This window comes from Roseburia hominis (genome assembly GCA_040702975.1).
GTDB lineage: Bacteria > Bacillota > Clostridia > Lachnospirales > Lachnospiraceae > Allocoprococcus > Allocoprococcus hominis_A.
In genome coordinates this window covers 3,660,201-3,687,089 of the sequence record CP159990.1, presented here as the reverse complement: position 1 = coordinate 3,687,089, position 26,889 = coordinate 3,660,201, and the positions used below count along the sequence as shown (strand labels likewise).

24 protein-coding genes are annotated in these 26,889 nt (G+C 47.4%); 12 read left to right on the top strand and 12 right to left on the bottom strand.

What is annotated here, in order from left to right; translation table 11 throughout:
• The first annotated feature begins 18 nt into the window (after nt 1-18).
• Together ABXS75_17005 and ABXS75_17000 are read left to right on the top strand one after the other, a co-directional pair.
• Nucleotides 19-558 carry an HD domain-containing protein gene (locus tag ABXS75_17005; GenBank protein ID XCP84727.1) on the top strand — a complete coding sequence of 180 codons (540 nt, stop codon included), beginning with the start codon at nt 19-21 and terminating at the stop codon, nt 556-558.
• 70 nt (nt 559-628) lie between these two features.
• Nucleotides 629-1,651, top strand: coding sequence for an asparaginase (locus ABXS75_17000; GenBank protein XCP84726.1), 1,023 nt, complete (start codon nt 629-631; stop codon nt 1,649-1,651).
• 268 nt (nt 1,652-1,919) lie between these two features.
• Here ABXS75_17000 and ABXS75_16995 read toward each other — a convergent pair whose 3' ends face one another.
• Together ABXS75_16995 and ABXS75_16990 are read right to left on the bottom strand one after the other, a co-directional pair.
• Nucleotides 1,920-2,645 (bottom strand): GTP pyrophosphokinase family protein, encoded by a 726-nt coding sequence (locus ABXS75_16995; GenBank protein XCP84725.1) that lies wholly within the window; start codon nt 2,643-2,645, stop codon nt 1,920-1,922.
• A gap of 192 nt (nt 2,646-2,837) precedes the next feature.
• Nucleotides 2,838-3,680, bottom strand: a complete 843-nt coding sequence (locus ABXS75_16990; protein XCP84724.1) for a YitT family protein — start codon at nt 3,678-3,680, stop codon at nt 2,838-2,840.
• 437 nt (nt 3,681-4,117) lie between these two features.
• Between ABXS75_16990 and eno the strand changes: the two genes are divergently transcribed.
• The 3 genes from eno (at nt 4,118) to ABXS75_16975 (ending at nt 7,885) form a co-directional block, all read left to right on the top strand.
• Nucleotides 4,118-5,425, top strand: a complete 1,308-nt coding sequence (gene eno / locus ABXS75_16985) for a phosphopyruvate hydratase (protein ID XCP84723.1) — start codon at nt 4,118-4,120, stop codon at nt 5,423-5,425.
• Between the two features lie 305 nt (nt 5,426-5,730).
• A complete protein-coding gene (locus ABXS75_16980) occupies nt 5,731-5,823 on the top strand; it encodes a putative holin-like toxin (protein XCP84722.1) in 93 nt (30 codons plus the stop codon).
• A gap of 199 nt (nt 5,824-6,022) precedes the next feature.
• Nucleotides 6,023-7,885, top strand: coding sequence for an ABC-F family ATP-binding cassette domain-containing protein (locus ABXS75_16975; protein ID XCP84721.1), 1,863 nt, complete (start codon nt 6,023-6,025; stop codon nt 7,883-7,885).
• A 64-nt stretch (nt 7,886-7,949) separates the two neighbouring features.
• On the opposite strand, the gene ABXS75_16970 is transcribed toward ABXS75_16975, so the two are convergent.
• Both ABXS75_16970 and ABXS75_16965 read right to left on the bottom strand, forming a co-directional pair.
• Nucleotides 7,950-8,438: a threonine/serine exporter family protein gene (locus tag ABXS75_16970; GenBank protein XCP84720.1), complete on the bottom strand. Its 489-nt coding sequence runs from the start codon at nt 8,436-8,438 to the stop codon at nt 7,950-7,952.
• Nucleotides 8,438-9,220 (bottom strand): threonine/serine exporter family protein, encoded by a 783-nt coding sequence (locus tag ABXS75_16965; GenBank protein ID XCP84719.1) that lies wholly within the window; start codon nt 9,218-9,220, stop codon nt 8,438-8,440. Before ABXS75_16965 ends, ABXS75_16970 begins: the two co-directional genes overlap by 1 nt.
• 292 nt (nt 9,221-9,512) lie before the next feature.
• On the opposite strand from ABXS75_16965, the gene ABXS75_16960 reads away from it, so the two are divergent.
• The 3 genes from ABXS75_16960 (at nt 9,513) to glf (ending at nt 12,117) form a co-directional block, all read left to right on the top strand.
• Nucleotides 9,513-9,950, top strand: a complete 438-nt coding sequence (locus ABXS75_16960) for a DUF4869 domain-containing protein (GenBank protein ID XCP84718.1) — start codon at nt 9,513-9,515, stop codon at nt 9,948-9,950.
• Nucleotides 9,951-9,953: 3 nt separating this feature from the next.
• A complete protein-coding gene (locus ABXS75_16955; protein XCP84717.1) occupies nt 9,954-10,922 on the top strand; it encodes a translation initiation factor 2 in 969 nt (322 codons plus the stop codon).
• Nucleotides 10,923-11,004: 82 nt separating this feature from the next.
• Nucleotides 11,005-12,117, top strand: coding sequence for a UDP-galactopyranose mutase (gene glf, locus ABXS75_16950; GenBank protein ID XCP84716.1), 1,113 nt, complete (start codon nt 11,005-11,007; stop codon nt 12,115-12,117).
• A gap of 321 nt (nt 12,118-12,438) precedes the next feature.
• Here the strand turns inward: glf and ABXS75_16945 are convergent, their stop codons facing one another.
• Genes ABXS75_16945 through ABXS75_16930 form a run of 4 tightly spaced genes read right to left on the bottom strand, consistent with a single transcriptional unit; the run spans nt 12,439 to nt 15,874 of the window.
• Nucleotides 12,439-13,671, bottom strand: a complete 1,233-nt coding sequence (locus ABXS75_16945) for an ABC transporter permease subunit (protein XCP84715.1) — start codon at nt 13,669-13,671, stop codon at nt 12,439-12,441.
• Nucleotides 13,672-13,689: 18 nt separating this feature from the next.
• Nucleotides 13,690-14,562 carry an ABC transporter ATP-binding protein gene (locus tag ABXS75_16940; GenBank protein XCP84714.1) on the bottom strand — a complete coding sequence of 291 codons (873 nt, stop codon included), beginning with the start codon at nt 14,560-14,562 and terminating at the stop codon, nt 13,690-13,692.
• Nucleotides 14,547-15,362, bottom strand: coding sequence for a hypothetical protein (locus ABXS75_16935; protein XCP84713.1), 816 nt, complete (start codon nt 15,360-15,362; stop codon nt 14,547-14,549). Before ABXS75_16935 ends, ABXS75_16940 begins: the two co-directional genes overlap by 16 nt.
• The gene (locus ABXS75_16930; GenBank protein ID XCP84712.1) at nt 15,359-15,874 is read right to left on the bottom strand and encodes an RNA polymerase sigma factor; all 516 of its coding nucleotides are present in this window, start codon (nt 15,872-15,874) and stop codon (nt 15,359-15,361) included. Before ABXS75_16930 ends, ABXS75_16935 begins: the two co-directional genes overlap by 4 nt.
• Before the next feature lie 287 nt (nt 15,875-16,161).
• On the opposite strand from ABXS75_16930, the gene ABXS75_16925 reads away from it, so the two are divergent.
• The 3 genes from ABXS75_16925 to ABXS75_16915 are packed head-to-tail and all read left to right on the top strand — an operon-like array spanning nt 16,162 to nt 20,658.
• A complete protein-coding gene (locus tag ABXS75_16925) occupies nt 16,162-17,031 on the top strand; it encodes an AraC family transcriptional regulator (protein ID XCP84711.1) in 870 nt (289 codons plus the stop codon).
• 55 nt (nt 17,032-17,086) lie between these two features.
• Nucleotides 17,087-18,838: an ABC transporter ATP-binding protein gene (locus tag ABXS75_16920; GenBank protein ID XCP84710.1), complete on the top strand. Its 1,752-nt coding sequence runs from the start codon at nt 17,087-17,089 to the stop codon at nt 18,836-18,838.
• Nucleotides 18,835-20,658: an ABC transporter ATP-binding protein gene (locus ABXS75_16915; GenBank protein XCP84709.1), complete on the top strand. Its 1,824-nt coding sequence runs from the start codon at nt 18,835-18,837 to the stop codon at nt 20,656-20,658. The genes ABXS75_16920 and ABXS75_16915 overlap by 4 nt, the downstream gene beginning before the upstream one ends.
• A gap of 130 nt (nt 20,659-20,788) precedes the next feature.
• Here the strand turns inward: ABXS75_16915 and hydF are convergent, their stop codons facing one another.
• Genes hydF through ABXS75_16895 form a run of 4 tightly spaced genes read right to left on the bottom strand, consistent with a single transcriptional unit; the run spans nt 20,789 to nt 24,885 of the window.
• The gene (gene hydF / locus ABXS75_16910) at nt 20,789-22,093 is read right to left on the bottom strand and encodes a [FeFe] hydrogenase H-cluster maturation GTPase HydF (GenBank protein ID XCP84708.1); all 1,305 of its coding nucleotides are present in this window, start codon (nt 22,091-22,093) and stop codon (nt 20,789-20,791) included.
• A 26-nt stretch (nt 22,094-22,119) separates the two neighbouring features.
• Nucleotides 22,120-23,541 carry a [FeFe] hydrogenase H-cluster radical SAM maturase HydG gene (gene hydG, locus ABXS75_16905; GenBank protein ID XCP84707.1) on the bottom strand — a complete coding sequence of 474 codons (1,422 nt, stop codon included), beginning with the start codon at nt 23,539-23,541 and terminating at the stop codon, nt 22,120-22,122.
• Nucleotides 23,542-23,575: 34 nt separating this feature from the next.
• Nucleotides 23,576-24,616, bottom strand: coding sequence for a [FeFe] hydrogenase H-cluster radical SAM maturase HydE (hydE, locus tag ABXS75_16900; protein XCP84706.1), 1,041 nt, complete (start codon nt 24,614-24,616; stop codon nt 23,576-23,578).
• 11 nt (nt 24,617-24,627) lie between these two features.
• On the bottom strand, nt 24,628-24,885 hold the full coding sequence (locus ABXS75_16895) for a TM1266 family iron-only hydrogenase system putative regulator (GenBank protein XCP84705.1): 258 nt from the start codon (nt 24,883-24,885) through the stop codon (nt 24,628-24,630).
• A 397-nt stretch (nt 24,886-25,282) separates the two neighbouring features.
• Between ABXS75_16895 and ABXS75_16890 the strand changes: the two genes are divergently transcribed.
• Nucleotides 25,283-26,563, top strand: a complete 1,281-nt coding sequence (locus tag ABXS75_16890) for a glycosyl hydrolase family 18 protein (protein XCP84704.1) — start codon at nt 25,283-25,285, stop codon at nt 26,561-26,563.
• Nucleotides 26,564-26,889 lie beyond the last annotated feature (326 nt).

Sequence of the window (26,889 nt, the reverse complement as noted above, 5' to 3'; positions counted from 1 at the left end):
AATATGAGGAGAAATGACATGGTAAACAGGGCCATTGAGTTTGCAACCAAAGTACATGACGGGCAGTTTCGTAAGGGGACGAAACGCCCGTATATTGTGCACCCGGTAGAGGTGGGGGACATCGTCTCTTCCATGACCCAGGATGAGGAAATCATCAGTGCGGCAATTTTACATGACACCATCGAAGACTGCGAAGGTGTGACTGCAGAAGTGCTTGCAGAAAAATTTTCCCCGAGAGTAGCATCGTTTGTTGTGCAGGACAGTGAGGATAAGTCTAAGACCTGGCTCGAACGCAAAAGTGCGACGATAGAATTTATTAAGCATGCGCCCCGCGAGGTGCAGATGATCGGACTTGCGGACAAGCTCTCCAACATACGGGATATCGACAGGGACTATCCGGTGTTAGGCGAAGAACTCTGGAATCGTTTCCGCATGAAGGATAAGAATACCATCGGCTGGTATTATAAGGGGGTCAGAGATGCGCTGGAAGACGCATTTGAAGAGCTTCCCGCTTATCAGGAGTATTGTAGATTAATTGAGAAGAATTTCGGTGAATAGAAGGATATCCGAAAGAAGGCGGCGCACGAAGAGAGGCGCCGGGAATGAGAGGCAGTAAGGAGGAAGAAAGTTGAAGAAGATACTGATGTTAGGAACCGGCGGTACGATCGCGTCCAAACAGACCGGTCATGGGCTGGCGCCGGGACTTTCACCGGAAGATATTTTGTCGTACATTCCGGCGGTGAAGGACGTGTGCGAGGTGGATACGCTCCAAGTCTGCAATCTGGACAGCACCAACATGGGGCCGGAGAATTGGAAGAGGATCGTGGAAGTTCTGGAAGAAAAATATGACAGATATGATGGTTTTGTTATTTGCCATGGAACGGATACGCTGGCCTATACAGCGGCGGCTCTGTCCTATATGATTCAGGATTCCAGGAAACCGATCGTGATCACAGGGGCGCAGAAGCCGATCAATATGGATGTGACAGATGCGAAGACGAACCTTCTGGACAGCTTTATCTACGCGGCAGACGATGAGTCACAGAATGTAAATATCGTATTTGACGGGAAAGTAATCGTGGGGACCCGTGCGAAAAAGGAGAGGGCGAAGAGCTACAATGCATTTTCCAGTATCAATTTCCCGTATCCGGCGGTGATCCAGGACGGGATGCTGGTGCGCTATATTCCGGAGATTCCGTGCCGGGGGCGTGTACGTTTTTACTACGACATGAAAGACAGCGTGTGCGTGTTGAAGCTGATTCCGGGAATGAAACCAGACATTTTGCCCTATCTGTTTGAACATTATGACTGTCTGGTAATCGAGAGCTTTGGAGTGGGCGGCATCCCGCAGACGCTGGAAAAAGCGTTCTATCAGGAGATGGAAAAATGGGCGGAGCAGGGCAAATTCGTGGTGATGACGACCCAGGTGGCCAACGAGGGCAGCAATATGACTGTTTACGAGGTGGGCAAGCGTGTCAAACAGGATTTTAATCTGATTGAGGCATACGATATGACGCTGGAAGCGGTCATCACGAAGCTGATGTGGCTGATGGGACGGGAGAATCTGTCGGAGGATGAGATCCGAAAAGGCTTCTATAAGACGATCAACCATGACATTTTATTTACGAAAAGAATGATGGAAGAAATATAGAAAAAATATAGCTGCTGTATGATACCGATGTTCTCGGTCACCATACAGCAGCCTTTTCATTGCTAAACAAACCTTCATCTTGGTTGCCAAGCATGCCTAAGTGAACGTCCGGTAGACGTTCATCTCGGCTGCCAAGCATGCCTAAGTGAACGTCCGGTAGACGTTCATCTCGGCTGTCAAGCATGCCTAAGTGAACGTCCAGTAGACGTTCATCTCGGCTGCCAAGCATGCCTAAGTGAACGTCCAGTGGACGTTCATCTCGGCACTGTTATTGTAAGTCCGGCTCGCTGTTCGTAAATGTACCTATAATTGCTTTGATTTCTTCCATATGCCGATCTGTGATGTTAACTGTCTCTGCGCAGCGGCGCAGTTCCCGTTCAATGGACGAGATATCCTGATCTCCGTAGTCCTTCTTATAATGGAGCTGGTGGTCAAGGCTTGCCCAGAAATCCATTCCGATGGTACGAATCTGCAGCTCTGCTTTCATCTGTGTCTTTCCCTCTGAAAAGAATACCGGCACTTCTATGATCATGTGATAGCTGCGGTAACCATTCTCTTTAGGATTCTGGATATAATCCTTTACTTTCAGGACGGTAAGGTCGTCCTGGGAACCGATCAGATCTGCCATCGTGTAAATATCACTGATAAATGGACAAATCATGCGGATTCCTGCCACATCATCTAAGTTCTTAATGATGCTTTCCTCCGTAAAAGGAAAGTTCTTGCGCTTGAGTTTTTCGTAGATGCTGGCAGGAGTCTTAATACGTGTCTTGATAGAAGAAATAGGGTTTCGCTGATTGGTCACGGAAAATTCATCATTCAGAACTTCGAGCTTGGTCTGAATTTCCCGAATCGCACAGCGGTATTTCATCATTAGCATATTAAAAGCTTTATTATTTTGTACAAAATCTTCCGGACTGACCGCGTTCAGCCATTGCGTCTCCAGAGCCGTTAGATGAGCGGCGGAGGGAACGCTTTGTTTTGTATGATCCATTACTTAGCCCTCTTTGTCTATAAATACTAGGAATAGTTTCCCCCACCGAAGTTCTTACTCATATAATAGCACATTTTGTGGAATAAGAAAATAAGAAATATGAAAAGAATTGGTTATGTTTCATAAGATACTCTTTCCTATGAAACAAAAACAGGGCATATCGCCCTGTTTTGTGAAAATTGGATTTGAGAACTAAACACTGTGGAAGCCCTTTCCAATGATCTCACTGGTGTTTGAAATCAGGATGAATGCACTGGGGTCTTCTGTCTTGATAAAGTTACGAAGCCGGATCGCCTGATGGCGGTTCAGAGCCGTAAAAATAATGTGTTTCTCGGCGCCGGAGAATGCGCCATGTGCATCGCACACGGTGGCGCCTCGCCCCAGTTTATGAACGATGAAGTCACAGATCGGTTCCGGATTCGAACATACCACGTTAAAGTACTTGGACAGGTTCAAACTCTCGATGAAGTTGTCCACCATGAGAGAACGAAGCGCAAGTCCGCAGCAGGAATAAAGTCCGGTCTTGATGTCAAAGATAAAGAAACCTGCAATCGTGACGGCAACATCGGAAAGAATCAATGCGTATCCGATATTGACACTGGTGTATTTCTTAAAGATCATGGCTATGATATCCGTTCCGCCACTGGAAGCGCCAATATTGAAAAGTACCGCAGAGCCAAATGCCGGAAGGACGATGGCAAATAGGAGTTCCATCATAGGCTGGTCCGTGAACGGCTGAGTCATCGGCCACAAGCGTTCTAATACGGAAAGCGAAATAGATAGCAAAATACTGCAGTAGGCGGTTTTGGCAATGAAAGTCTTGCCTAGCAAAAGGCCGCCAATCGCGAGTAATGCCATGTTGGCAACGAAGGAAAAGTCAGAGGCGGAAAGCAGTTCGGTATGTGCAACGAGTACGGCAAGACCGGTGATACCGCCAAACGTAAAATTGTTTGTAAACTTAAAAAAATAGACACCAACAGACATAATCAAAGTGGCACCCGTCATTACAAGAAAGTTGTTTAATTTGGATTTCATTTGTATACTCCCCAGTTTCCTTTATTTAAAAATGAAGGATATCATAACAGATAAATACTGATGTTTAGCCTCATTTCTACACGCATTGTAACGCGGGGGAAAAGGAAAGTCAACCGTTTGAGAGCAAGTTTTTAATGTATACGATGATACAAAAATACATTGTAAAAAGAGGGTATATTTTAAAAGAAAATGATCGAATAGCAGGAAAAACAGCTGGCTGGCAAGCAGGCCGGATAGTAAAGTTATGAAAGCTCAGATGAAAGAATCAGGCAGCAGCGGTAAATTATGACAGCGGCATGATATTAAATTCCCGGGACATACTAAAATAGTAACTAATTTATTTTTCAAAGGTAATCACTTCACCCAAAAGCAGAGAATAAGGCTGATTTGGAGGCGATTAGTTTGGAAACGCAGTAGGAAAAAGGAGGAACATCATCATGTATAAATATTTGCCGATCACGGACATATACGCAAGAGAAATTCTGGATTCCAGAGGGAATCCGACGGTAGAGGTGGAGGTGCTCGCGGGGGAAAAGCACCTGGGAAGGGCGGCGGTGCCTTCGGGGGCCTCGACAGGAAAATATGAGGCGATCGAGCTGCGCGACGGGCAGCACAGGTATCAGGGACTTGGAGTGAAAAAAGCGGTGGAGCATGTAAATGACCGCATTGCCAGGGAAATCATCGGAATGAATGTATTTGAACAGGCAAAGATCGATCACCTGCTGGTGAAGCTTGACGGAACCGACAACAAGATCAATCTGGGGGCCAACGCTATGTTGGGAGTGTCCATGGCTGCGGCGAGGGCTGCGGCAAAGGCGGTTCATCTTCCTTTGTACCAGTATCTGGGCGGTGTGAACGCCAAGCAGATGCCGGTTCCGATGATGAACATTTTAAATGGAGGACGCCACGCCGATAACACCATTGATATCCAGGAATTTATGATCATGCCGGTGGGAGCCTGCTGCTTTGAACAGGGGCTGCAGATGTGCGCGGAGATCTACAAAGCGCTTCGTTCCCTGCTTGCCGACAGCGGGTATCAGACTGCGGTAGGCGACGAGGGCGGTTTTGCACCGGATCTGCCGGACGCAAAGGAAGCCCTGCGCTTCATCGTGCGGGCAATCGAAAAAGCCAGCTACAAACCGAAGGAGCAGGTCGTGATCGCGTTAGATGCGGCGGCGAGTGAGTTGTACAATAAGGAGACCGGAGAATATGTATTTGAGGGAGAAGGGAAAATGCATGGCCACCGCGTGGTGCGTTCTACCGAGGAAATGATTGATTACTATGAAGAACTGATTGAAGAATTCCCGATCATGTCTATTGAGGACGCGCTGGACGAGGAGGACTGGGAAGGCTGGGAGCTGATCACGACACGTATGGGGCTTCAGGTACAGCTTGTGGGAGATGATCTGTTCGTGACGAACGTCAAGCGTTTGAATGCCGGAATTATCAAGGAGATCGCAAATGCTATTCTGATCAAGGTGAACCAGATTGGAACATTGACGGAGGCCTTCGACGCCATAGAGATGGCAAAGAGCGCGGGATATAGTGCGATTATTTCCCACCGCTCCGGCGAGACGGAGGATTCCATTATTGCCGATCTGGCCGTGGCGTTTAACACAGGGCAGATCAAGACCGGAGCGCCCTGCCGGTCCGAGAGGGTGGCAAAATACAACCAGCTTCTCAGGATTGAGGACCGTCTGGGAGGCATTGCAAAATATGAGAACCCGTTCGCACGGTTTTCGTAATAGCCGACCGGGAGCAGGATTTGAATAGGAAAGGGGAGGAACTGTTCTAAGATGCAGTTCCTTCTTTTGATTGCCAGGCAAGTCTAAGGGAACGTCTGGTGGAGGTTTATCTCGATGTCCGGGCATGCCTGGGTGAACGCCTTGTGGACCTTCATCTCGGCTGCCAACTTCTCGTTGATTATGAAAGAAGAATGTGGTATATTTTGTGTGGGGAAACCAGAGCGAGGCGGCTCACCTTCCGTATTCGGAGGGTCTTACCCTCCAGATATCATGCCCTATGGGTACGAAAGAAAGGAGGGTTTCCAATGTACGTTACATACACTGAATTAATTCAGATTGGTATCTTCATTGTAGCCCTTGTAGGTCTTTGTTATAAGATTTTCAAGGATAAAAAGTAGCCGCCACTACTGCCATAGTGACGACTTAAAACATATGTAAGTTGTTAACCAAGGTGAGCCGCTTCCGGTCTCCCCTTTATCTGCTTATAATATAGCATTTCCCGGCAAATAAGTCAACGCTTATAAGAGTGAGAATGTTATTTGGCAATATAAATGGATCAGTATAAAGTAAAGGATTGAGAAGAAAGGAGCGCTTCTGATGAACATCATTAATATAGAACATATCAGTAAAATATTTGGCGAGAAGACGATTTTTGAAGATGCCTCAGTGGGAATTCAGGAGGGTGATAAGATCGGAATCATCGGGATCAATGGTACGGGAAAAACCACGTTGCTTAAGATGATCGCAGGAGGTGAGGTGCCGGACCAGGGGCAGATCGTGCGGCAGAATAACCTGAAGATTGCATATCTTCCGCAAAATCCTGTATTTCCGCCTCATGCGACCATAGCCTCCTATGCGCAGGAGGGCGAGACCCAGTGGAAGGTATACAGCAATCTAAGCCAGCTCGGGATTCTGGAGTACGATACGCAGATCGAGCATTTATCCGGCGGCCAGAGGCGTAAGGTGGCTCTGGCGAAGGTGTTGGCGTCGGAATTCGACGTACTTTTGTTAGATGAGCCCACGAATCATCTGGATGCGGCTATGATTTCCTGGCTGGAGGGATATCTGCGGGAGTACAGGGGAACGATCATTATGGTCACACATGACCGTTATTTCCTGGATCAGGTGACGAATAAGATTCTGGAAATCAGCCATGGAAGCATTTATAGCTATGAAGCGAATTACTCCCGTTTCCTGGAGCTGAAGGCGGAGCGGGAGGAAATGGAGCTGGCATCGGAAAGAAAACGCCAGAGTATTCTGCGCATGGAGGTAGAGTGGGCAAAACGCGGCTGCCGGGCGAGAAGCACCAAGCAGAAGGCGCGTCTGGAAAGGCTGGAGGCACTTAAAAATGGCGCAGCCCCGGTGCGTGATCAGACGGTGGAGCTGGATTCCATAGAGACCAGAATGGGAAAGAAGACCATAGAGCTTTCACATGTGAGCAAGGCGTTTGGGGATAAGAAGATTGTAACAGATTACAGCTATATTTTCCTGAAGAATCAGAAGGTAGGGATCATCGGCCCCAATGGCTGTGGGAAATCGACGCTTGTGAAAATGATCGCAGGCATCATAGCGCCGGATACAGGGGAAATTGAGTCTGGCGAGACGGTCAGAATCGGATATTTTGCGCAGGAAGAGCAGCACATGGACGACCGGCAGAATGTGATTGACTATGTCAAGGAGATCGGGGAATATATTACGACAAAAGAAGGAAGGATCAGTGCTTCGCAGATGCTGGAACGTTTCCTCTTTACGCCGGAGATGCAGTATGCCCCGATCGGGAAGCTGTCGGGCGGAGAGAAGAGGCGACTATATCTTCTGGGAGTCCTGTGTCAGAACAGTAACGTACTGATTCTTGACGAGGCGGGAAATAATCTGGATATTCCGACGGTGACGATATTGGAGGATTACCTGAATTCCTTTTCCGGGATCGTGATCACGGTATCTCACGACCGCTATTTCCTGGATAATATCGCAGACCGGATCCTGGAGCTTGATGGGATGGGAGATGTCCGCCAGTACGAGGGCGGCTACACGGAGTATCTGGAAGTTAAAAACAGAGAAAGACAAGATTTAAGCGAAAACAGAAAGCAAAACATTTCTTCTGGAGGTGGAAATGTTGCACAAAAGGGGAATGCGGGTTCTGACAGGAATGTGGGAGGCAAGGACGATGCGGCAAAATCCGGCGCAAAGGAATGGAAGCAGAACAGACCTGCAAAATTAAAGTTTTCATTCAAGGAGCAGAGGGAATTTGAGACCATAGATGACGATATCGCCGCCCTTGAGGAAAAGCTGGAGAGTTTAGATGCAGATATGATGAAGAACGCTACCAATTCTGTGAAGCTGAAGGAGCTGCTTGAGGAAAAGGCGGATGCGGAAAAACTTCTGGAAGAGAAGATGGAGCGATGGGTCTACTTGAATGATCTGGCGGAACGGATTGCGGAGCAGAATCGAAAGGAATAAATGAGAAAAATTGGAGAAGGGCTTGGGATTCACGGAAGAATCTTAAGCCCTTCTTTTGCAAAATTTATTGCTTAGGTGTATCAGATTTCCCCTTGATATATGTCAGGGAATTCTGCTTCCAGTCACCTTTTTGCAGTGCCCGGAATAAGCTGTCCACGACGAAGATGGCAAGAGCAATTCCTCCGGCGATCTCAAGGGTCTGAATCAGGTAGTAACCGGCCAGTGTTTCATTTCCTGTAATCACGTAGTATACGGTCCGATACATACCTGCGCCCGGTACTGTAGGAAGGATTCCGGGAATCAGGAACAGGGTCACGGGCGCTTTAAAAAGCCGGGCGAAGATGTGGGCGACGATTGCGGCGACCAGAGCGGAAAGGAAGGAGGCGCCTACGTCTCCCAGTTGAAACTCCATGCTCAAAAGGTAGGTAAATCCGCCGATGCCGCCGACAAGCCCTGCGCGCAGTAAATAATTTTTTGGTACTTCAATATATACGGCGAAGGAGTAGATGGCGATAAATGCACCGATCACTCCGGCAATGAATTTGATGATCATTATGACATAGCACCTCCGTTTAAAATGAATCCGCTGAACAGGGCCAGGCCGATACCGATGCCCAGTGCAATGCCGGCCGCTTTCAGAAAGGCTTCCAAAAGCCGGGCAGCCCCTGAGAGGTAATCCCCCTGAAGGGTATCGCGCACCGCATTGGTGATGGCAACTCCCGGCACCAGGGGCATGATGCACGAAATCATCACGACGTCCATGCTCATGTGCCGGCCGAATATAAATTTCATGATGATCGTGGCAAATGCGACGCCGATAGCGGCAAATATATCCAGCAGGAAGGCGTGGAATTTCAGTAGTTTTCCGGCCGCGATACAGATTGCCAGAAAAGCGCCCACGGCAAAGGAGGCAATGATCTCGCAAATGCTTCCGCCGAACAGAAGGGAGAAGCCGACGCAGATTCCTACCACGGCCAGACTGTACTGGGAACGGCGGTAAACTTTTTTTTGCAGGGAATCCAGCTCCGTGTAGGCGTCTTCCAAAGAAATCTCTCCACCGCAGTAACGTCTGGAAATGTCATTTACAGATACTATTCGGCTTAAGTTCGTGCCGATGCTGTTCACGCGCTTGATTAGGGAAATAGCGGGTTCGTCCTTTATTTTCAGCGTGGCGCTGATTCCGGTCATGATCACGAGGACCTCCGCGTATTCCAGATTTTCCGCTGTCCCCAGAATATGGTGTATGGTATCTTCCACCCGGTAGGTCTCAGCTCCACTTAAAAGCATGAGTTTCCCGGCGAGCATAGCGGTTGTCATTAATAGCTGGGTATCCATGGGGTGCTCCTTTCCTGCGTTAATATAGTCAAAGTTTTTGTCGACATGAAAATGTGCAACCTTCCGGATCCGGCTGCTGGGCAGGCCAGAATGAAGGTCTGGCGGACGACTATCTTGACATCATAGCATTAGTGTATTCCAAATGCAAGAAAAATTTCGGAATGTATATTAATATGTACATCTTTGGAAAGAACAGATGGAGGAAAAGCTTTCGGTATGTTATACTGGAAGGGAAATCGGGTAAAAATGAGACCGAACAGTTCATGCAAGTAAAAGGAGATTTAAGATAACTATGTTAAGAGTTTATTTTGGTGATGCCCAGGATGTCATATATAATACATCGGTATATTTTAAAAACAGGTATAAAAAAGAATGGATTGTTAGCCCGAAAGCGGTTGCTATGATTCATGATATAGATTCTTCAGAAGTACTCGGAAGTGGGGCAATCAACAGTCCGGTTATGGGAATCATTCCGCCAACTAGTTTGTCTGGCGGAGTAAAGACACTGATTCTGATTGATAATGTTCCGGATATGATGTTTAATGCATCTAATTGCGGCGATAATTGTGCCAAATGGTTGTTGAAATTGGGAAGTGAAAAAGATGTTACGGTCAATTTGAGGCATATTATGGATTTTGGAGAAGATGAGTTTGAAATCTATGTAGTCAATACAGATGCAGTTGTTCATAATATGGACGAATTGGCGGTAATTGCGGGGAGGTATGTGTAAGAGATGCGCGGAATCCATCATATTATAGTGCAAAACGAAAGTCTTAAATATGAATTTGATATAAAAAGAAACATTACTGTTTTAAAAGGGGATAGTGCCACTGGAAAAACCACTTTGGTAGAAATGATTCAGGAATATTTGATTAATGGTATGGATAGCGGGGTGAATTTGTCCTGCGATGTAGCATGTCGTGTCCTGACCGGGAATTTGTGGAAGGAACAATTGGCAGAGGCAGACCAGACCATTGTGTTTATTGATGAGGGAAATCGTTTTGTAAAATCTTTGGAGTTTGCAGAGGCAATCAAAAAAACCAGTAATTATTATGTAATCGTAACCAGAGAAAATCTAGAAATGTTGCCGATTAGTGTAGATGAGATTTATGGGATTAGAAGTTCGGGTAAATATGGTGGTCTGACACCAGTGTATCATCAGTTTTATCGCATCTATGATTTTGACAAACAAGAAGTTTACCCACTTCGGCCCAATGACATGATTATAGAGGATAGTAACTCAGGATACGAATTTTTTTCTGCCGTTTCAGAAAATGTGACTTGTATTTCTGCAAAGGGGAAATCTAATATTTTTCAAATCCTATGTGAGAGAAAAGTAAATCAGCCTACTTTAATCGTCGCAGACGGAGCAGCCTTCGGTTCGCAGATGAATCGAATAGAAAGGTTTGTGAAGAGGAATCAATTCTTGCATTTATACCTGCCGGAATCATTTGAATGGCTGTTACTGAAGTCTGGGATTTTAAGAAATTCAGAGATTAAGAAGATTCTTGATAATACGGCAGAATATGTAGAAAGTGAAAAATATTTTAGTTGGGAGCAGTATTTTACAGAACTTTTGGTACAGGTTTCCGGGGAAAGTTACCTGAGATATAATAAGAAAAAGCTGAATCCTAATTATTTGCAGCCTGCCATTATGAAACAGATTATTGATTCGATAGAAGGAATCGAATTCACAGTTTAAGATAGCAATCACACAAGAAATTTGTTATACTATGCAAGAGAAGCAGGTAAATGCCGTAAGTTTATATAGGAGGAAAATGAACATGTATGATTATCTGGTAGTCGGAGCAGGATTATTCGGAGCAATATTTGCACATGAAGCGAAAAAAGCGGGAAAGCAGGTGCTGGTCATTGATAAACGTGACCATGTTGCAGGAAATATTTACACAAAAGAGGTAGATGGAATTCAGGTACATCAATATGGAGCGCACATTTTCCATACCAGTAATAAGGAAGTATGGGATTATGTACAGCAGTTCGCGGAGTTCAACCGGTATACGAACGCGCCGGTCGCGCGCTACAAAGACGAGCTGTATAATATGCCGTTCAATATGAACACATTTAGCCGGATGTGGGGCATAGTAACGCCTGAGGAAGCAAAGGAAAAGATTGCAGAGCAGATCAGGGAGGCAGGGATCACGGAGCCGAAGAATCTGGAGGAGCAGGCAATTTCTCTGGTTGGACGCGATATTTACGAAAAACTGGTGAAAGGATATACGGAGAAGCAGTGGGGAAGAAGAGCGACAGAGCTTCCGTCCTTTATCATCAAGCGTCTCCCGGTACGGTTTGTGTATGATAATAATTATTTTAACGACAAGTATCAGGGAATTCCGATCGGTGGTTACACGCAGATTGTAGAGAAGATGCTGGAGGGTATCGAGGTCCGCCTGAATACAGATTTCTTTGAGCATAGGGAAAAACTTACTGCGCAGGCGGAGAAAATCGTGTTTACCGGTATGATTGATGAATATTTTAATTATTGTTATGGTGAACTGGAGTACAGGAGTCTTCGGTTTGAGACGGAGGAATTGGATCAGGAGAATTATCAGGGCAATGCAGTCGTGAATTATACGGAGTATGAAGTGCCATATACCAGAATTATTGAACATAAACATTTTGAATTTGGCTGTCAGAGCGGGGAAGTAAATCCGAAGACGGTGATCACGAGGGAATATCCGGCTACCTGGAAGAAGGGGGACGAGCCGTATTATCCGATGAATGATGAGAAGAACAATGCGCTTTATGCGAAATATCAGGAGTTGGCAAAGAAGGAGAAGAATGTGATATTTGGCGGACGCCTTGGGATGTACAAGTATTTTGATATGCATCATGTGGTGGCAGTGGCGCTTGAGTGTGTTAGAGGGGAAGTTGGGTAAGGTAAGGTTGAAGACATACGCTGCCATGCTGTGATATTGTGTTGCGGGACTCGCTCTCGCTCGGAAAAAAACGAAGCGGTACTAAGATGCCAGGTTGTCGCCTTGATGGGCGACTCCTGCCATCTAAGTGCCGTCGTTTTTTACGGTCCCGCAGCACAATATCACAGCATGGCAGCTGGCTTTCTTCAAAGGCCTTTGTGAGTGTCGCTGGGGGAAGATGTGGTGTTGGTTTGTGGAAGTCGTTGTTTGAGTGTTTTTTGGTGGTTTGTTGTTGGTGGTTTTCGGGTGGTTGATAGAGGCGCGGCGCAGGGGGCTTTTCTATTATTGTACCTGGTGTTTTTTGAAATTTCTGTGGGCCAGGGGGAGGGTGAGGAGGGTTAGCGTTAGGTATAATAGGGCGGTGGCTTCGAAGCGGGTGAGGATCAGGGGGCCGAATTGGTAGGAGAGGTATTCTTTGAATTCGGCTAGGCCGGAGTTTGCCTGGTAGGGGAGCAGGGAGCAAATGTGGCGCCATAGGTTGTTGGTTCCGGGGCTGAGAAATACGGGTAAAAATATGAGGATGATGTCGATGAGCAGGACGGTGAAGGAGGATCTGAGCCGGGAGGAACACAGGAGGGTTATGGAAAGCAGGCCCAGCATGATGAGGTAGCCCGTGCCAATCAGGATCAGGGTGGCCTGGGAGAAGGTGAGGGGGTAGGGGCAATAGCTGTCCATGATCTGTAAGGGTAGATTTCCGCCTTGGGTGCCGACGGTGATCAGGGGGATGGCGAGGGCTGTGGCGGCGTTTATGGCGTAGACGACGGTTCCGAACAGGAGGGCGGAAATAATTTTGGCGTGGATCAGTTTATTTTTTCCGTATCTGGTCGAGAGGATTACGGCGTCGGCTCCGGACTGGTATTCGTTTGAAAATGTGGGGGCTATGGCGATGCAGATTCCCAGCATGCATAGAACCAGCATTTGGGCGGTGTCGCCGAAGGTGGACCAGCCCAGAGGGTAGCCGTATTCGTAGGGCTCGGTGATTGTTGCATTTTTGTTTTTCCAGTATTTCTTTTCCGCATTGGAAAGAGAAGGATTGGTTTCAAGGAATAAATTAACATTTTTGTTTCGTGTCTGGTAAAAACTTTTGGCCTCTTCCGGTGAGATAGCAGGAATGTTCAGGTGTCCCATATGGTTATGTATATAGGTATTTCCGAGCATGTTCAGGTAATTGCTCCTGGGGGTCAGATAACCGTAGAAGATTTCATCTTTAAAGGAAATTTCTCCGCCGCGTTCTGTGGTCAGATTGCCGGGAGTGCTATAAATTGTCTGATATTCTTTTATGTCTTTTTCAATACGTGTATCCGTGAGTGTTCCTGAGAGTTTCTCGAAACAGCTCTGTTTGTAGGAGAGTGCTTTGGTACCGGTAAGTTCGGTTCCGGTCTCGTCCCAGGCTTTGAACTGTAGGAACGGCAGGAAAAAGAAAAATGCGGTTGCCAGGAAGCAGCCGGAGGTGACGAGGATGGTAAGTCTTTTCCGGCAAAGTTTTTTAAGTTCCAGTTTGATTAATTCGTACATATTTTTACCTCTTTCATTTTAGGCGTGGTTGTTTTGGAAATGGTATAAATATAAATCTTCCAGCGTCGGTTCTGCGGGGACGGCATTTGGCGATGGTCGGTGTTCGCTGATTAGGCGTACAAGAATCCTGTTATTATCCGTGTGATGGAGATTTGCGATGCAGTACCGGGAACTCCATTCGTCGATTTTTTCCTGTGAAATACTGCATTCCCATACCTTGCCGTCCATCTCGCGGGCGCTGTCCTTTGCGGGTTTTGACATGATCAGTCTGCCATGCTTCATCAGTAAAATATGGTCGGCGATATATTCCACATCTGATACAATGTGGGTTGACAGAATCACGATTTTATTTCGGGCAAAATCAGAGATTAGATTGCGGAACCGGACTCTCTCTTTGGGGTCCAATCCAGCTGTGGGTTCGTCAAGTATCAGAATCCGGGGACTTCCTAATACCGCCTGGGCAATCCCGAGGCGCTGTTTCATTCCTCCGGAGAAGGTCTTGATCTTTTTATTTGCCACAGAAGTGAGTGACACAATCTCTAATAGCTGCCGGGTCTGCTTTTTTGCCTGCATCCGGGGAAGTCCTTTCAGCACTGCGATATAATACATAAATTCCTGAGCCGTGTAGTCGGGGTAATATCCGAAATTCTGAGGAAGATACCCCAGAACCTTGCGGTAATTCTCGCGTAAAGTATTTATATTTTTCCCGTTCAGCAGGATTTCACCATCCGTCGGCGAAAGTACATCGCAGATCATCCGCATAAGTGTCGTTTTCCCCGCGCCATTTGCGCCAAGCAGGCCATATACGCCGGGGGAAAATGTGGCCTGTATCTGATCGACGGCCACATTTGTTCCATATTTTTTAGTCAGTCTATTCAGTGTAAGTTCCATTTCAGCTCCTCCTGATATTCGTAGGTAAGGTTTTTAAAGATATTTTCGGGGCAATTTTTGATCAGCGACCGGCATTCCAGCAGCACTCCGAAGAGTGCGAAGGTAAATAACAGACACCAACACCAGATCAGGGCTGCCTCGTATAAGGCAGGGAATCGCAGAGGCAGGCAAAATGTGATGAAAATCATGGCAGCGCCCCACGCCCAGCAGTAATAGTTACAGTCCTTTGAACAGGTGTGATTCAGGATACACAGGCAGCCAAAGGAAGTGAGGAGAAGCGGTACGCCAAAGTACATAAAGGTGTGAAGCAAATTGGCGGACAGATAAAGCGATGTCGTTATGCTGGTCAAGGTCAGCACCAGCACATCAGATAGTCCGAGCAGGGTGATTTTCGATAGGAGAACCTGCTGTAGGGTAAATTTTGTGGATAGCTCCATTTCAACTGTGCGATTCACAAAAGCGCGCGACAGTTCCCGTGTCCCGGCCAGGAAGCACAGCGGCAGCAGTGCGGAAAGTGTGCCGATGGTATTTGTCATATTGGAATTGTGAAATAAATAAAGTCCGAATAACAAAACGACGAGAAATTGTTTGAACCAGACCCCTTTTTTTATAAAATGCAGCTGCTCCAGAAAAAAAGTCCAAAAGGAAATCTCCGCATGGAAATCCTCCAGCTTCAGCATTTGTCGCCTTGCCTGAGACAGAGTCTGTTGCATGCGTTCAGGGGAAGGCGATTTTACCGGGGTGGAATAATAGTTTCGCAGCGTATGTTCTAATCTATTTTTCGATATATCTTTTTTCAAATGAAAACGCCTCCTTTTCTTAATTCTTTGTTTAGTGCATCAAGCGCATTCCGTATACGGTACATCACCGCAAAACGGCTCATCCCCATCACTTCTGCAATTTCATTCACCTGCAGTTCCTGCCCATAGCGAAGCAGGAGTATCTCTTGCTGATCCGGTGGCAGCAATTGAATACATTGTTCCAAAACGATCTGGTTTTCCAGATGCTCCGTGTCTGCCTCTGTAGGTACTATATCCGGAGCTTCTGATAATGCAAGAGGTTTCCTCTGTTTGTACCAGTTCAGGCATAAATTTCTTGCTATGGTGTACAGCAAAGCTTTGGGCTTTCCCTGTTCTTTATAGTCGGAAAGTGCCTGCACGAACCGTAAAAATGTTTCCTGCGTCAAATCCTCGGCCTCTGCGCAATCTTTTATCTTCCAATAGCAATATTTGTAGATGTCATCATAGGAATTCAGGATGATCGCTTCTACTTCGCCGGCAGTTAAATTAGAAAGTTTTCCCCTGTTTGCCACTTTTTCACCTCCCGCTAATATGATTAACAACTGATGCACACCAAATGTGCAAAAAAATGGAAATACTTTGTGATTTCCTGAAACGTGACCAAATTATGATAAGTAATCATTATAATCTGATTTTAGAACAATATCAAATGTTTACTCAAATCACAAAATGAGGTATTCTATAAAGAGGTTATAGAAGAAAGCTGGAAAGAGAAATCTTGCACAGAGGAACAGAAAATATCAGGAAATAAGAGACTACGGAGTGCTATGATAAAGTCACACAGAAAGGAGAGAGGAATATGGACTGGGCGACCGGTATACAGCGGGCGTTGGATTACATTGAGGCACACATCACGGAGAAGATGGATTACAGGGAAATTGCGAAGGAAGCAGCGTGCTCCGAATTCTATTTCCAGCGTATTTTTGGAATTCTCTGTGGCATTTCAATGGGAGAGTATATCCGGAACAGAAGGCTGTCACTTGCCGGCAGTGAGCTTTCCGGTACGGACATATCTGTAATTGATGCGGCGCTGAAATATGGTTATGAAAGTCCGGAGAGCTTTGCAAGAGCATTTGTGAAATTTCATGGAATTACGCCATCCGCGGCCAAAAAGGATGGGACAAAACTGAAATCATTTTCCCCTTTTTCTGTGCAGATTATATTGAAAGGCGGACATGCAATGAACTACAGAATTGTTGAAAAACAGGCGTTTAAGGTGGTTGAAAAAAGAGAAACGCATACGATTGTTGATGAACAGAACAAGAATACCATACCGGAATTTTGGACAAGAGCGCACGAAGATGGCACAATTGAGAAACTTCTGCAGATTACATCGAACAAAGAATACATCTTTGGTATTTGCTATGGAAATGATCTGACCGATCAGAAGACCTTCGACTATAGTATTGGCGCAGTCTGGGATGGTAAGTCCGAAGTGCCGGAAGGTTTCGGGATCGCGGAAATTCCGCAGAGGACCTGGGCGGTATTTGAAACGCAGGGAGCAATGCCGGATGCGATACAGAAGCTGTGGCACAATATCTGCGCGGAGTTTTTCCCGACGGCGGCTTATCAGCCCACTTACGAGATGGATATTGAGGCGTATGCGGACGGAGATATGTCAGCGGCGGATTACCGCAGTGAAATCTGGGTTCCGGTGGTGAAAAAGTAGGAGGTTTGAGCGTGTAATGGAAGGAACCGATGTACGTTATTCAAAGTGGCAAAATATGAGATATATTACCCGTAATTGGATTCGCTGGGATATGTGGGGGACGCTTCTGGTATTTTTGCGGATACCGGTGACGGTTGCGCTGCCGGTTGTAACGGCATTGGTTCCTAAGACGATGGTAGATTCCATCCAGTCAGGGACGGATGTGAGGGCGTTCGTGCAGATTCTGGCAGTGTTGTCCCTGGGGGTTTTGGCTTTGGCGCTGTTTGATAAGGTGTTGGAGGCGCACTTGCAGGCATTCCAGGCGGGCATCAGTATGCATTATGCGGTAGAGATGATGGAAAAGCTCCTGCATCTGCAGTATGAGACGCTTGAGAGTTACGAGGGCAGGACCCTCTATCAGCGCTGCAAAAAATTTGCATTTGAGGGAGCCAACGCCGACGGCGCCTGGGCGGCGGTGCGGCTTGTGGGACTTTTGACCAGTGTGGTGGGAATCGTGACCTATTCTGCGCTGTTTAGCCGGGTTAGTCCGTGGCTGTTGGTGATTATCTTTGCCTCCTGTGTTCTGGAATATTATTCGTATTATAAGGCCATACAGTATGGAAATCGGACAGAGAATGAGATGGCGAAAGGGGAAATGCAATTTTTCTACTTTTACCGTCTGGCAACAGACCCAGAGGCAGGAAAGGATATCCGGCTTGGCGGCGCGGCAGGCTGGCTGCTCAGACATTTAGAAGGGGCTGTGCGGGAATATTTGGAAATTATGCACTGGTATACGAAGAAGGTCTCGAAGCTGACGGTTTTACAGATGCTATGTACGATTCTGCGGGACGGGGCGAGTTTTGCATTTATCATCGCAGCGGTTCTTCAGGGCAGCCTGCAAATGGGGGATTTTCTGTTCTATTTTACTTTGACAGTGGGATTTTCTGACTGGCTCAACGATATTTCGGGGCACATCGTCAGCTTGTCACGAATCGCATGGGAATGTGATCACTACCGGGTATTCATGGAGCTGCCTGAATCGGAAAGCGGCGCCGGGAAGACGCGGGTCACGGATATTGAGAGGATTGAGTTCCGGCATGTGTCTTTTGCCTATCCTTCCGGGGAGGCGGTGCTTCGGGATATCAACCTTGTCTTTCACGCGGGAGAGAATATTGCTATTGTAGGAGAGAACGGAGCGGGTAAGACCACGCTGATTAAGCTGCTCTGCGGTCTGTACCGGCCTACAGAGGGAACCATTCTGATTAACGGAACAGACTTAAAAGATTTGGATATGGAGCAGTATTTTTGCCTGACCTCCGCTATTTTCCAGGATTATATGGTGCTTCCGGCCAGCATCTGGGAGAACATCACTTTGGGTGCCGAGACTTCGAAAGAAGAGGTGGAAGGTGTGTTAAGACAGGTGGGGCTGGAAGAAAAGCTTGGACAGATCGGGTTTGACACTAAGTTGGGAAAGAGGCTGGATACGGAAGCGCTGGCTCTGTCCGGCGGCGAGACGCAACGGCTTCTTCTTGCCCGGGCACTCTTTAAGAAAGCACCGCTTCTGATTCTGGACGAACCTGCGGCGGCGTTGGATTCGATCGCGGAAGAGCAGCTTTACCTGAACTATCGGGATCTGACAGAAGAAAGGCTCTCCGTCTTTATCTCACATCGGCTGAACTCCACCCGTTTTTGTGACCGAATCCTCTACCTGTCGCACGGACAGGTTCTGGAGGAGGGAAGCCATGAGCAGCTTCTGGCCAGGGGTGGGGCATATAAAAAGATGTTTGATGTGCAGGGGCGTTACTATCATGAGGGGGTGGAATTTTGAAAAAGGAATCATATATTCTACGAATCGGTCAGGATATTTGGAAACGGAAACATTCCATCCTGCTCTTTCAGTTCCTGGGCGACCTGCTTCACGCTGTGCAGCCCTACGTCTATCTGGTATTTCCGGCCTGGATTTTGGATGAATTGGCAGGCAGCAAACGTCTTGGGCAGATTGGCTGGCTGGTTGGAGTGGGGGTCCTGCTAAATGCAGTTATGCGTCTGCTGCTGGGCTGGCTTGACAACATCAATATGGAAAACGCGGATGCCTGTGATATGCAGGAGAAAAATAGTATTACAGAAAAGTTAATGCGGGTGCCATTTTCCTTTTTGGAAAATGGTACATATGCCGGGAATGTAGCGCGGCACAGAGGTGAGACCACCGTGCGGGGAGGCGTGTTTTGTCAGTGCCTGGCTTTTTGGGAGTCGATTGTGACGGCAGTCTTTCGGGTGACGGCAGCCATCGCCGCTTTGTGGCCTTTCTGGCTTGGTTTTTTTATGACGACGGGTTCGGGATTTATAGGGTCGGGCTGGTTTGGTATGTGCGTCATTGCAGGAGCATTTTGCGCCTGTGTTGCGTTGATTTTGTTTAAGAATTGGATAAATCGGGGAAGCAGACGGCTGCGCGACCAGTATGCCGATCTGGAACGAATTTATGAATATTACCGCGATGAGATTTCACGCTATCAGACGGGAAAGGAGATCCGCATTTTCCGGATGCAGGATTTTATAAAGAAAGAAGCCACGCAGAAGCTGCTGGATCAAGGAATCCGGATGCAGCGAAAGATTGCCGGTCGTGAGGTGTTAGGGGAAGGAACCGGCGTGATTCTTTTTGCGGTTTTGAACTTCTGCTGTTATCTTCTGGTAGGAGTTAAGGCACTAAGCGGCCTGTTTAGTGTGGGAGATTTTGTAATCTATGTGGGCGCGCTGGTATCTTTGCTGGATGCACTGCGCATGTTATCTGCTGAGCTGGGAACCGTAGGAGATCTGCGGCCCAGAGCAAAGCTATACTATACCATTATGGATGTCCCTGAGGAGGACACGATAGGGGGAAAGGCGGTAAAAGGCGTATCGCATACGCTTGAAGTGAAGAATCTGAGCTTCCAGTACGGGGAAAATCCACCTGTCTTGCAAGACATCTCCCTGACCTTGAGGCCGGGAGAAAAGGTGGCTATTGTCGGAGAAAATGGTTCTGGCAAGACCACGCTGGTGAAATTACTTTGCGGTCTGTACCAGCCTACGGCAGGGGAAATCCTGTTGGATGGCCAGAATATCCAGCATTATGCCGTGGAAGAATATCGGAAATTATTTGCTATGGTATTTCAGGATTATAAGCTGTATTCCCTGCCTGTCGGGGAGAATGTGGCAGTGGCAGAAGCGTATGAACAAGGCGAAGTGGAGCGGCTTTTGGAGCAGGTAGGTTTCCCGCAACGGTACGGGCTGCATACAGTGCTGTACCAGGATCGGGATCCCGCTGGTGTGGAGATTTCAGGCGGAGAAGGGCAGAAGCTGGCCCTGGCCAGGGCGCTTTACCGTCGGGAGGCGGCGTTTGTCATATTAGATGAGCCTACCTCGGCTATGGATCCTTTTTCCGAAATGGAGTTATATACGACGTTTGATGGTTTAGTGAAAGGAAAGGCGGCAATCTACATTTCACATAGGCTCTCCTCCTGCCGTTTCTGTGACCGGATTCTTGTCTTGTCGGAAGGAAAATTGGTGCAATGCGGTACGCATGAAGAATTGGTGGAAGACCAGAATGGGAAGTATTACGAGCTGTGGAATGCGCAGGCGAAATATTTTTGGGTGCCCGGATTTTCCAGGTAATGCCCCACGGTTAGGGTGGCACTAGGCCACCCTGTTTTTAACCTGTAGATGGAGACAGAACAGAGAGAAAAGAAAACATTATTTATATGGCGATTGACCTGCATAAAGAGACTCACACAGCGGTCATGAGCTATCTGAACTCAGGAAAGGGTTCCAGACTCCGCTCCAATATCCCGTTCATGTAGGCGATGGAAATGCCGTAGTTAGTCATCGGTACCTTCTGGTCCTCGGCACATTTCAAGCGGTATTTCATTTCGCGCTCATTCAGCGTACAACCGCCGCAGTGTACGATCAGGGCATAAGAGGACAGGTCAAAAGGAAATTCCGTTCCACTGGTAAAAACAAATTCCAATTCTTTCCCGGTATAATTTCGAATCCAGCGGGGAAGCTTAACCGTTCCGATATCCTCACACTGCCGGTGGTGTGTACAACCTTCGGAAATCAAAACCTTGTCCCCATCTTTCAGACGCTCCAGCATTCTGGCCCCATTCACATTCGTTTTCAGGTTCCCCTTATATCTCGCCATCAAAATGGAAAAGGAAGTCAGCAGAATGTCATTTGGCGTGACAGCAGATACCTGCTTAAAAGCCTGACTATCGGTGATGACCAGCTTAGGCTTTATCCCCTTTACGCTCAAAGCCTGCAAGGTTTCGGCCAGCTCCGTATCACGGACGACAACAGAAACAGCACCGGCCTCCAGAATATCACGTATGGTCTGCTGTTGTGGCAAGATAAGCCTCCCCTTAGGCGCCGCAGAGTCGATCGGAACCACAAGCACCACGAAATCTCCCGGCGCAAGCAGATCACCGACAAGCCTCAAAGTAATATCTTCATGCGGCACCTGTCTGGCAATCATTTCCTTCAATTCATAAATATTTTGCCCAGTCACCGTACTGACATCAATACAATTCTCAGAAGTCAGCCATCCCTCAGGAATTTCAAAACTGTCCTCGCCACATAACAAATACTTTGAATTTGTACCTACTGAGAGAGCCCCCCTCTGCCCTCCATTTTCAATCAAATGCTCCTGTAGATTCCTACAAAGATCCACCTTATTCCGAATAACAACATAAGGAATCCGTTTCTCCCTGATCCGGGACAAAATCTCAAAATCCTCCCGTGTAAGCCCAACCGAAGCATCCACCACCAGCACCGCAATATCCGTCTTATTCAAAATCTGATAAGCCTTCCTCACACGAAGCTCCCCGAGCTCCCCCACATCATCAAGCCCCGGCGTATCAATCATCACCACCGGTCCCAGCGGCAAAAGCTCCATTGCCTTAAGCACCGGATCCGTAGTCGTCCCCAGCACATCCGAAACAATCGCCAGCTCCTGACCCGTCACCGCATTAATCACACTGGACTTTCCAGCATTCCGACGCCCAAAAATCCCAACATGCACCCGATCCCCCGAAGGCGTACTATTCAAACCCAAACCAATTCCTCCCTTCTGCGTCGACCTTAAAACCTAAAATCATTCCCCACTCCCTTCTCAATCTCCTCCAGATGTTCCATCACCTTAGCCCGAACCTTCTCATTCGGAATATTCCGCAACTCCTTCTCAATAATCGCATCCCCCACAGCCTTTGTCTCCGGCGACGCATAATCCACCAAATACTCCTTCAGCGTCATCAGTGCATTCGGATGGCAGCAATTCTGGATCTGCTGGCTCTTGCAAAGCGCCATGAACCGATCCCCGGTACGTCCTTCCCGATAGCAGGCCGTACAAAAACTCGGGATATAATCCATATCCATCAGCCATTTCACGACCTCATCAAGTGTTCGGGTATCACTCACATCGAACTGAGCAGAGGATTCCTCGTCCGGTTCCGGCTCTGCATAACCGCCGACGCTGGTTTTAGACCCGCCACTGATCTGCGAAATTCCCAGATGAAGTACCCGCTCCCGGCATTTCTGGCTCTCACGAGTAGAAACGATCATTCCGGTATACGGTACTGCGATCCGGATACAGGCAACAATTTTTGCAAAGGTATCATCGTCAATTCCATTGGTAAATGCAGAGGCGTCAATGTCGTCCGCATTCCGAAGTCTCGGCACACTGATCGTATGCGGTCCCACGCCGAAAACGGCTTCCAGATGTTCTGCATGCATCAGAAGTCCGGCAAATTCGTAGCGGTATTTATCCAGTCCGAACAATACGCCGAGCCCTACGTCATCAATGCCGCCTTCCATCGCACGGTCCATGGCCTCGGTATGGTAATCATAATCATGCTTCGGTCCTGTCGGGTGCAGCTCAAGGTAACTTTCCTTATGGTAAGTCTCCTGGAACAGGATATAGGTGCCGATTCCGGCTTCCTTTAATTTCCGGTAATTTTCTACCGTAGTTGCAGCGATGTTCACATTTACACGGCGGATCGCCCCGTTCTTATGTTTGATACTGTAAATGGTCTTGATGCTTTCCAGAATATATTCAATCGGGTTATTCTTCGGGTCTTCTCCTGCCTCCAGCGCCAAACGCTTGTGTCCCATATCCTGCAGAGCAATGACCTCCTGGCGGATTTCGTCCTGGGTCAGTTTCTTGCGCGGGATATGCTTATTTTTCATATGATAGGGGCAGTAGGTACAGCCGTTGATACAGTAGTTGGAGAGATAAAGGGGCGCGAACATTACAATACGGTTTCCGTAGAAATCCTTTTTGATCTGCTCCGCAAGATGGTAAATCTCTTCATTTTTCTCTTCATTTTCACAGGCAAGAAGAACGGAGGCCTCCCGGTGGGTAAGGCCTTTGCGAAGCCGTGCCTTTTCGATGATCTGGTCGATCAGTTCCAGATTGTCCTTGTTCTCGTCTGCATAGGCGAGAGTAGATAATATTTCTTCATGGCTGATAAATTCATCTGCCTTTTTTGATGATGGATTGTACATTTTTCAATTCCTCCTGATTTGTTTTGGACTCGGGTCAGTCTACAAGGGAGTCCCCGCGGTCTGTCACCACCTGATATCCGATTCCTTTCATTTCCTTTTTCAAAAGTTCCAGTCCTTCCGCCGCCTCATCTCCCATGCACCGTTTGTTGTCATACAGGCTGTAATCCTTACGGTTTTCCGGCGGAGATAAATTTGGCATTACGACATTTGCCCCGGCGAGGATTCCCATTTCGCGGCCATGCGGGTGGATTGTTCCAAGCGCTGTCGTGGAAGGAAGGAGCACTTTGGGAAGCATAAGCCTAAGGAGCCCCAGAAGATACAGAGTCAGCTCCAGCGTTCCGGCTTTTTGGTCTGCAAAGGGAGTATCATGATGCGGAATAAAGGGACCGATACCAACCATATGCGGATCGAGTCTCTTTAGAAACAGCATATCCTCCGCCAGATATTCGGCCGTCTGACCGGGCGAACCGACCATGAAACCGCTTCCCACCTGATAGCCGAGCGAGCGAAGGGCATAGAGACATTTCTGCCTGTTGGCGGGGGAAAGGCCTTCCGGGTGCAGGTGTCGATAATGCTCTGCATGAAAAGTCTCGTGACGCAGAAGATAGCGATCTGCCCCGCATCTGCGAAATAAATCATAGCATGCAATAGATTTCTCGCCGATGGACAAAGTGATGGCGCAGTCGGGAAACTGCGATTTGATTTCACGAATGGTCTCCGCCATTCGGTCATCAGTGTACCAGCTGTCTTCTCCGCCCTGCAGCACAAAGGTACGAAAGCCCAGCCCGTACCCATGCCTGCAGCAGGAGAGGATCGTTTCCTTCGATAAACGGTAGCGTCTGGCGTTTCGGTTGCTTTTGCGTATCCCGCAGTAATAGCAGTCATTCCTGCAATAATTTGTAAATTCGATGAGTCCCCGTATGTAGACATCTCTTCCATAATACTGTTGTCTGACTTTCCTCGCCCGCTCAAAGAGAAAATCCGCAAGCTGTGGGGTGCGTCCTTCTATCAGGGCGACCCATTCCTGCCTGGAAAGAGTCTGGGTTTCTTCTAATTGTAGAATAAGATCTTTCATGGGTAGTCCTCTTAAACATTTTTGGCATAAATGGTTTTCGTGCTGATGCCGGGCAGCATACCGATCTTGCCGGATAATGCGCTGATCACATCGCCGGGAGCATCAATGGAAATGCTGATGATGGAGATTCCTTTTTCGCGGTAAGGAATACCCATACGTCCGATGATGTAGGCGCTATGTTCACTTAAAAGATGATTCAGGCGTTCGATGGACTCGTGGCTGCTCACGATAATTCCGATCAAAGCGATCCTGGTATTTTGCTCTGTCATTTGTTCCCTCCTTGTTCATAAAATGAAAAAAGCCTGCACTGATAGCGCAGACCATGAAAAAAGACACTGTTCCCTGTTTCATAGGAAAATACGTCCTATGAAATAAAATGCACTTCGTGCGGTAATGCACAGCCCGCGGTAAGGAAATATCAGCTACGCAGTCCGCTCGCATACGAAAAATGTGCGATAGTACATTCTGTTTTATAAAGCAAAAATCTCAGCCTAAAGAGGATAAATAATCTTCTGGCTTTGACTGCTGCCTTTTGGAAAAAGCAAGTCTTCTGATATAGATTCTTGTATCCGGCGCCTTTTTACTTAGGTATGACCCTTTGTAATCAGTACGTATTCATAATATACCACATGTCGTGCATAAAATCAAAGAAAAAAGAGGTTATTTATGGAAATATATGTGGTGAGGACGGGGGACACTCTTTATAATATTGCGCGGGCATTTGGGGTATCGCCGGTCAGACTTGCCTATGATAATCAGGTCGCATCGGAAGAATATCTGGTTCCCGGCCAGGCGCTTTTGATCCTTTATCCGGAGCTCGTCCATGTGGTGAAGCCCGGGGAAACGGTGGAGGAGATTGCGGGCGAGTACCAGGTGAGTGCGAAGCAGATTTATCGGAATAATCCGTTTCTGCTGGACCGGATGTACCTGGCGGCAGGGCAGCAGATTGTGATTACATATGAGGGCGATGCGGTGCGGCAAAAAAGAGAGGTGACAGGCTATGTGTATCCTTTTGTGGCAGGATACATTTTGAGGGAAGCGCTACTTTACGTGGACGATTTGTTGATTTTCTCTTACGGATTTACTGCCCAGGGCGCACTGATCCCGCCTCAGATTCCGGAGGATTGGCTTCTGCGGGAGGCGGTGCAGTTTGATGTGCGTCCCATATTGGTGCTTACTCCCTTTTCGGGGGCAGGAGTATTTGACAATAACCTGGTAAAATTAGTGACCGAAAATTCACAGGTACAGCAAAATCTGATAGCGGCGCTTCTTCAAACGGTGCGTGAGAAGGGGTATGCAGGAGTAGATGTGGATTTTGAATATATTTTGCCGGAGGACAGGGCGGGCTATGCCGAATTTGTGGCGGCGCTCAGGGGAGTGATGAGCGCGAACGGGTATACAGTGTCGGTGGCACTTGCTCCGAAAACTTCGGCTGATCAAAGGGGGCTGCTCTATGAGGGAATGGATTATCCGCTTCTGGGGGAAGCCGCAGATTCTGTCTTCTTGATGACTTACGAATGGGGATACACATACGGCCCGCCGATGGCCGTCGCCCCAATCAACAAGGTAAGACAGGTACTGGATTATGCCGTGACAGCGATTCCGCGCGAGAAGATTATCATGGGAATTCCCAATTACGGCTATGACTGGGCTTTGCCATACAACCGGGGAGTCAGCCGGGCCGATTTGATCGGCAATGTGGAGGCAGTGCGTATTGCGTCGGAAAATGGGGCGCAGATTGAGTTTGATGAGACTGCGCAAAGTCCGTATTATAACTACTGGCGCCAGGGGGCGGAGCATGAGGTGTGGTTTGAAGATGTGCGGAGTATCCGCACGAAATTAGAGACGGTGTCGGAATACGGATTTCGTGGGTTTGGGTATTGGAATCTGATGAGGCCGTTTCGGGCAAATTGGCTGCTGGTGAATGGAATGCTGGAAAATGTGTGATTATAATGGAAAAAGTGTCATGTTTTTAGATAAGAGAAAATGAATATTTTACCGTAAAACTTACTTGAAAGCAATACGAGATTATGCTATATTGAATATACAAAAAGGTGTTACCGATAGATGGTTACCCTAATAAGATGATTAAACAAAACGATCGCCTAATCTTTCTGAGGGACTAATGGCGGTCGTTTTTGTTATGTTCAGCTATCAGCTTCCCTGCTGCAACGTCAGCAGAGAAGACTGTTATCATAAATCCGATGAAAGTCTATCACATTAACTAATCTACTTTTATATTAATCGTAAAAAATATTATTTATAAAATCAAT

Excerpts from the sequence above, each read along its gene's own strand:
- ABXS75_16990 (XCP84724.1), bottom strand. The coding sequence starts at position 3,680 with ATGAAATCCAAATTAAACAACTTTCTTGTAATGACGGGTGCCACTTTG.
- ABXS75_17005 (XCP84727.1), top strand. The coding sequence starts at position 19 with ATGGTAAACAGGGCCATTGAGTTTGCAACCAAAGTACATGACGGGCAG.
- ABXS75_16975 (XCP84721.1), top strand. The coding sequence starts at position 6,023 with ATGAACATCATTAATATAGAACATATCAGTAAAATATTTGGCGAGAAG.
- hydE (XCP84706.1), bottom strand. The coding sequence starts at position 24,616 with ATGAAAGATCTTATTCTACAATTAGAAGAAACCCAGACTCTTTCCAGG.
- ABXS75_16960 (XCP84718.1), top strand. The coding sequence starts at position 9,513 with ATGTTAAGAGTTTATTTTGGTGATGCCCAGGATGTCATATATAATACA.
- ABXS75_16925 (XCP84711.1), top strand. The coding sequence starts at position 16,162 with ATGGACTGGGCGACCGGTATACAGCGGGCGTTGGATTACATTGAGGCA.
- ABXS75_16970 (XCP84720.1), bottom strand. The coding sequence starts at position 8,438 with ATGATCATCAAATTCATTGCCGGAGTGATCGGTGCATTTATCGCCATC.
- ABXS75_16890 (XCP84704.1), top strand. The coding sequence starts at position 25,283 with ATGGAAATATATGTGGTGAGGACGGGGGACACTCTTTATAATATTGCG.
- ABXS75_16980 (XCP84722.1), top strand. The coding sequence starts at position 5,731 with ATGTACGTTACATACACTGAATTAATTCAGATTGGTATCTTCATTGTA.
- ABXS75_16965 (XCP84719.1), bottom strand. The coding sequence starts at position 9,220 with ATGGATACCCAGCTATTAATGACAACCGCTATGCTCGCCGGGAAACTC.
- ABXS75_16995 (XCP84725.1), bottom strand. The coding sequence starts at position 2,645 with ATGGATCATACAAAACAAAGCGTTCCCTCCGCCGCTCATCTAACGGCT.
- glf (XCP84716.1), top strand. The coding sequence starts at position 11,005 with ATGTATGATTATCTGGTAGTCGGAGCAGGATTATTCGGAGCAATATTT.
- ABXS75_16920 (XCP84710.1), top strand. The coding sequence starts at position 17,087 with ATGAGATATATTACCCGTAATTGGATTCGCTGGGATATGTGGGGGACG.
- ABXS75_16955 (XCP84717.1), top strand. The coding sequence starts at position 9,954 with ATGCGCGGAATCCATCATATTATAGTGCAAAACGAAAGTCTTAAATAT.
- hydG (XCP84707.1), bottom strand. The coding sequence starts at position 23,541 with ATGTACAATCCATCATCAAAAAAGGCAGATGAATTTATCAGCCATGAA.
- ABXS75_16940 (XCP84714.1), bottom strand. The coding sequence starts at position 14,562 with ATGGAACTTACACTGAATAGACTGACTAAAAAATATGGAACAAATGTG.
- ABXS75_16895 (XCP84705.1), bottom strand. The coding sequence starts at position 24,885 with ATGACAGAGCAAAATACCAGGATCGCTTTGATCGGAATTATCGTGAGC.
- eno (XCP84723.1), top strand. The coding sequence starts at position 4,118 with ATGTATAAATATTTGCCGATCACGGACATATACGCAAGAGAAATTCTG.
- ABXS75_16945 (XCP84715.1), bottom strand. The coding sequence starts at position 13,671 with ATGTACGAATTAATCAAACTGGAACTTAAAAAACTTTGCCGGAAAAGA.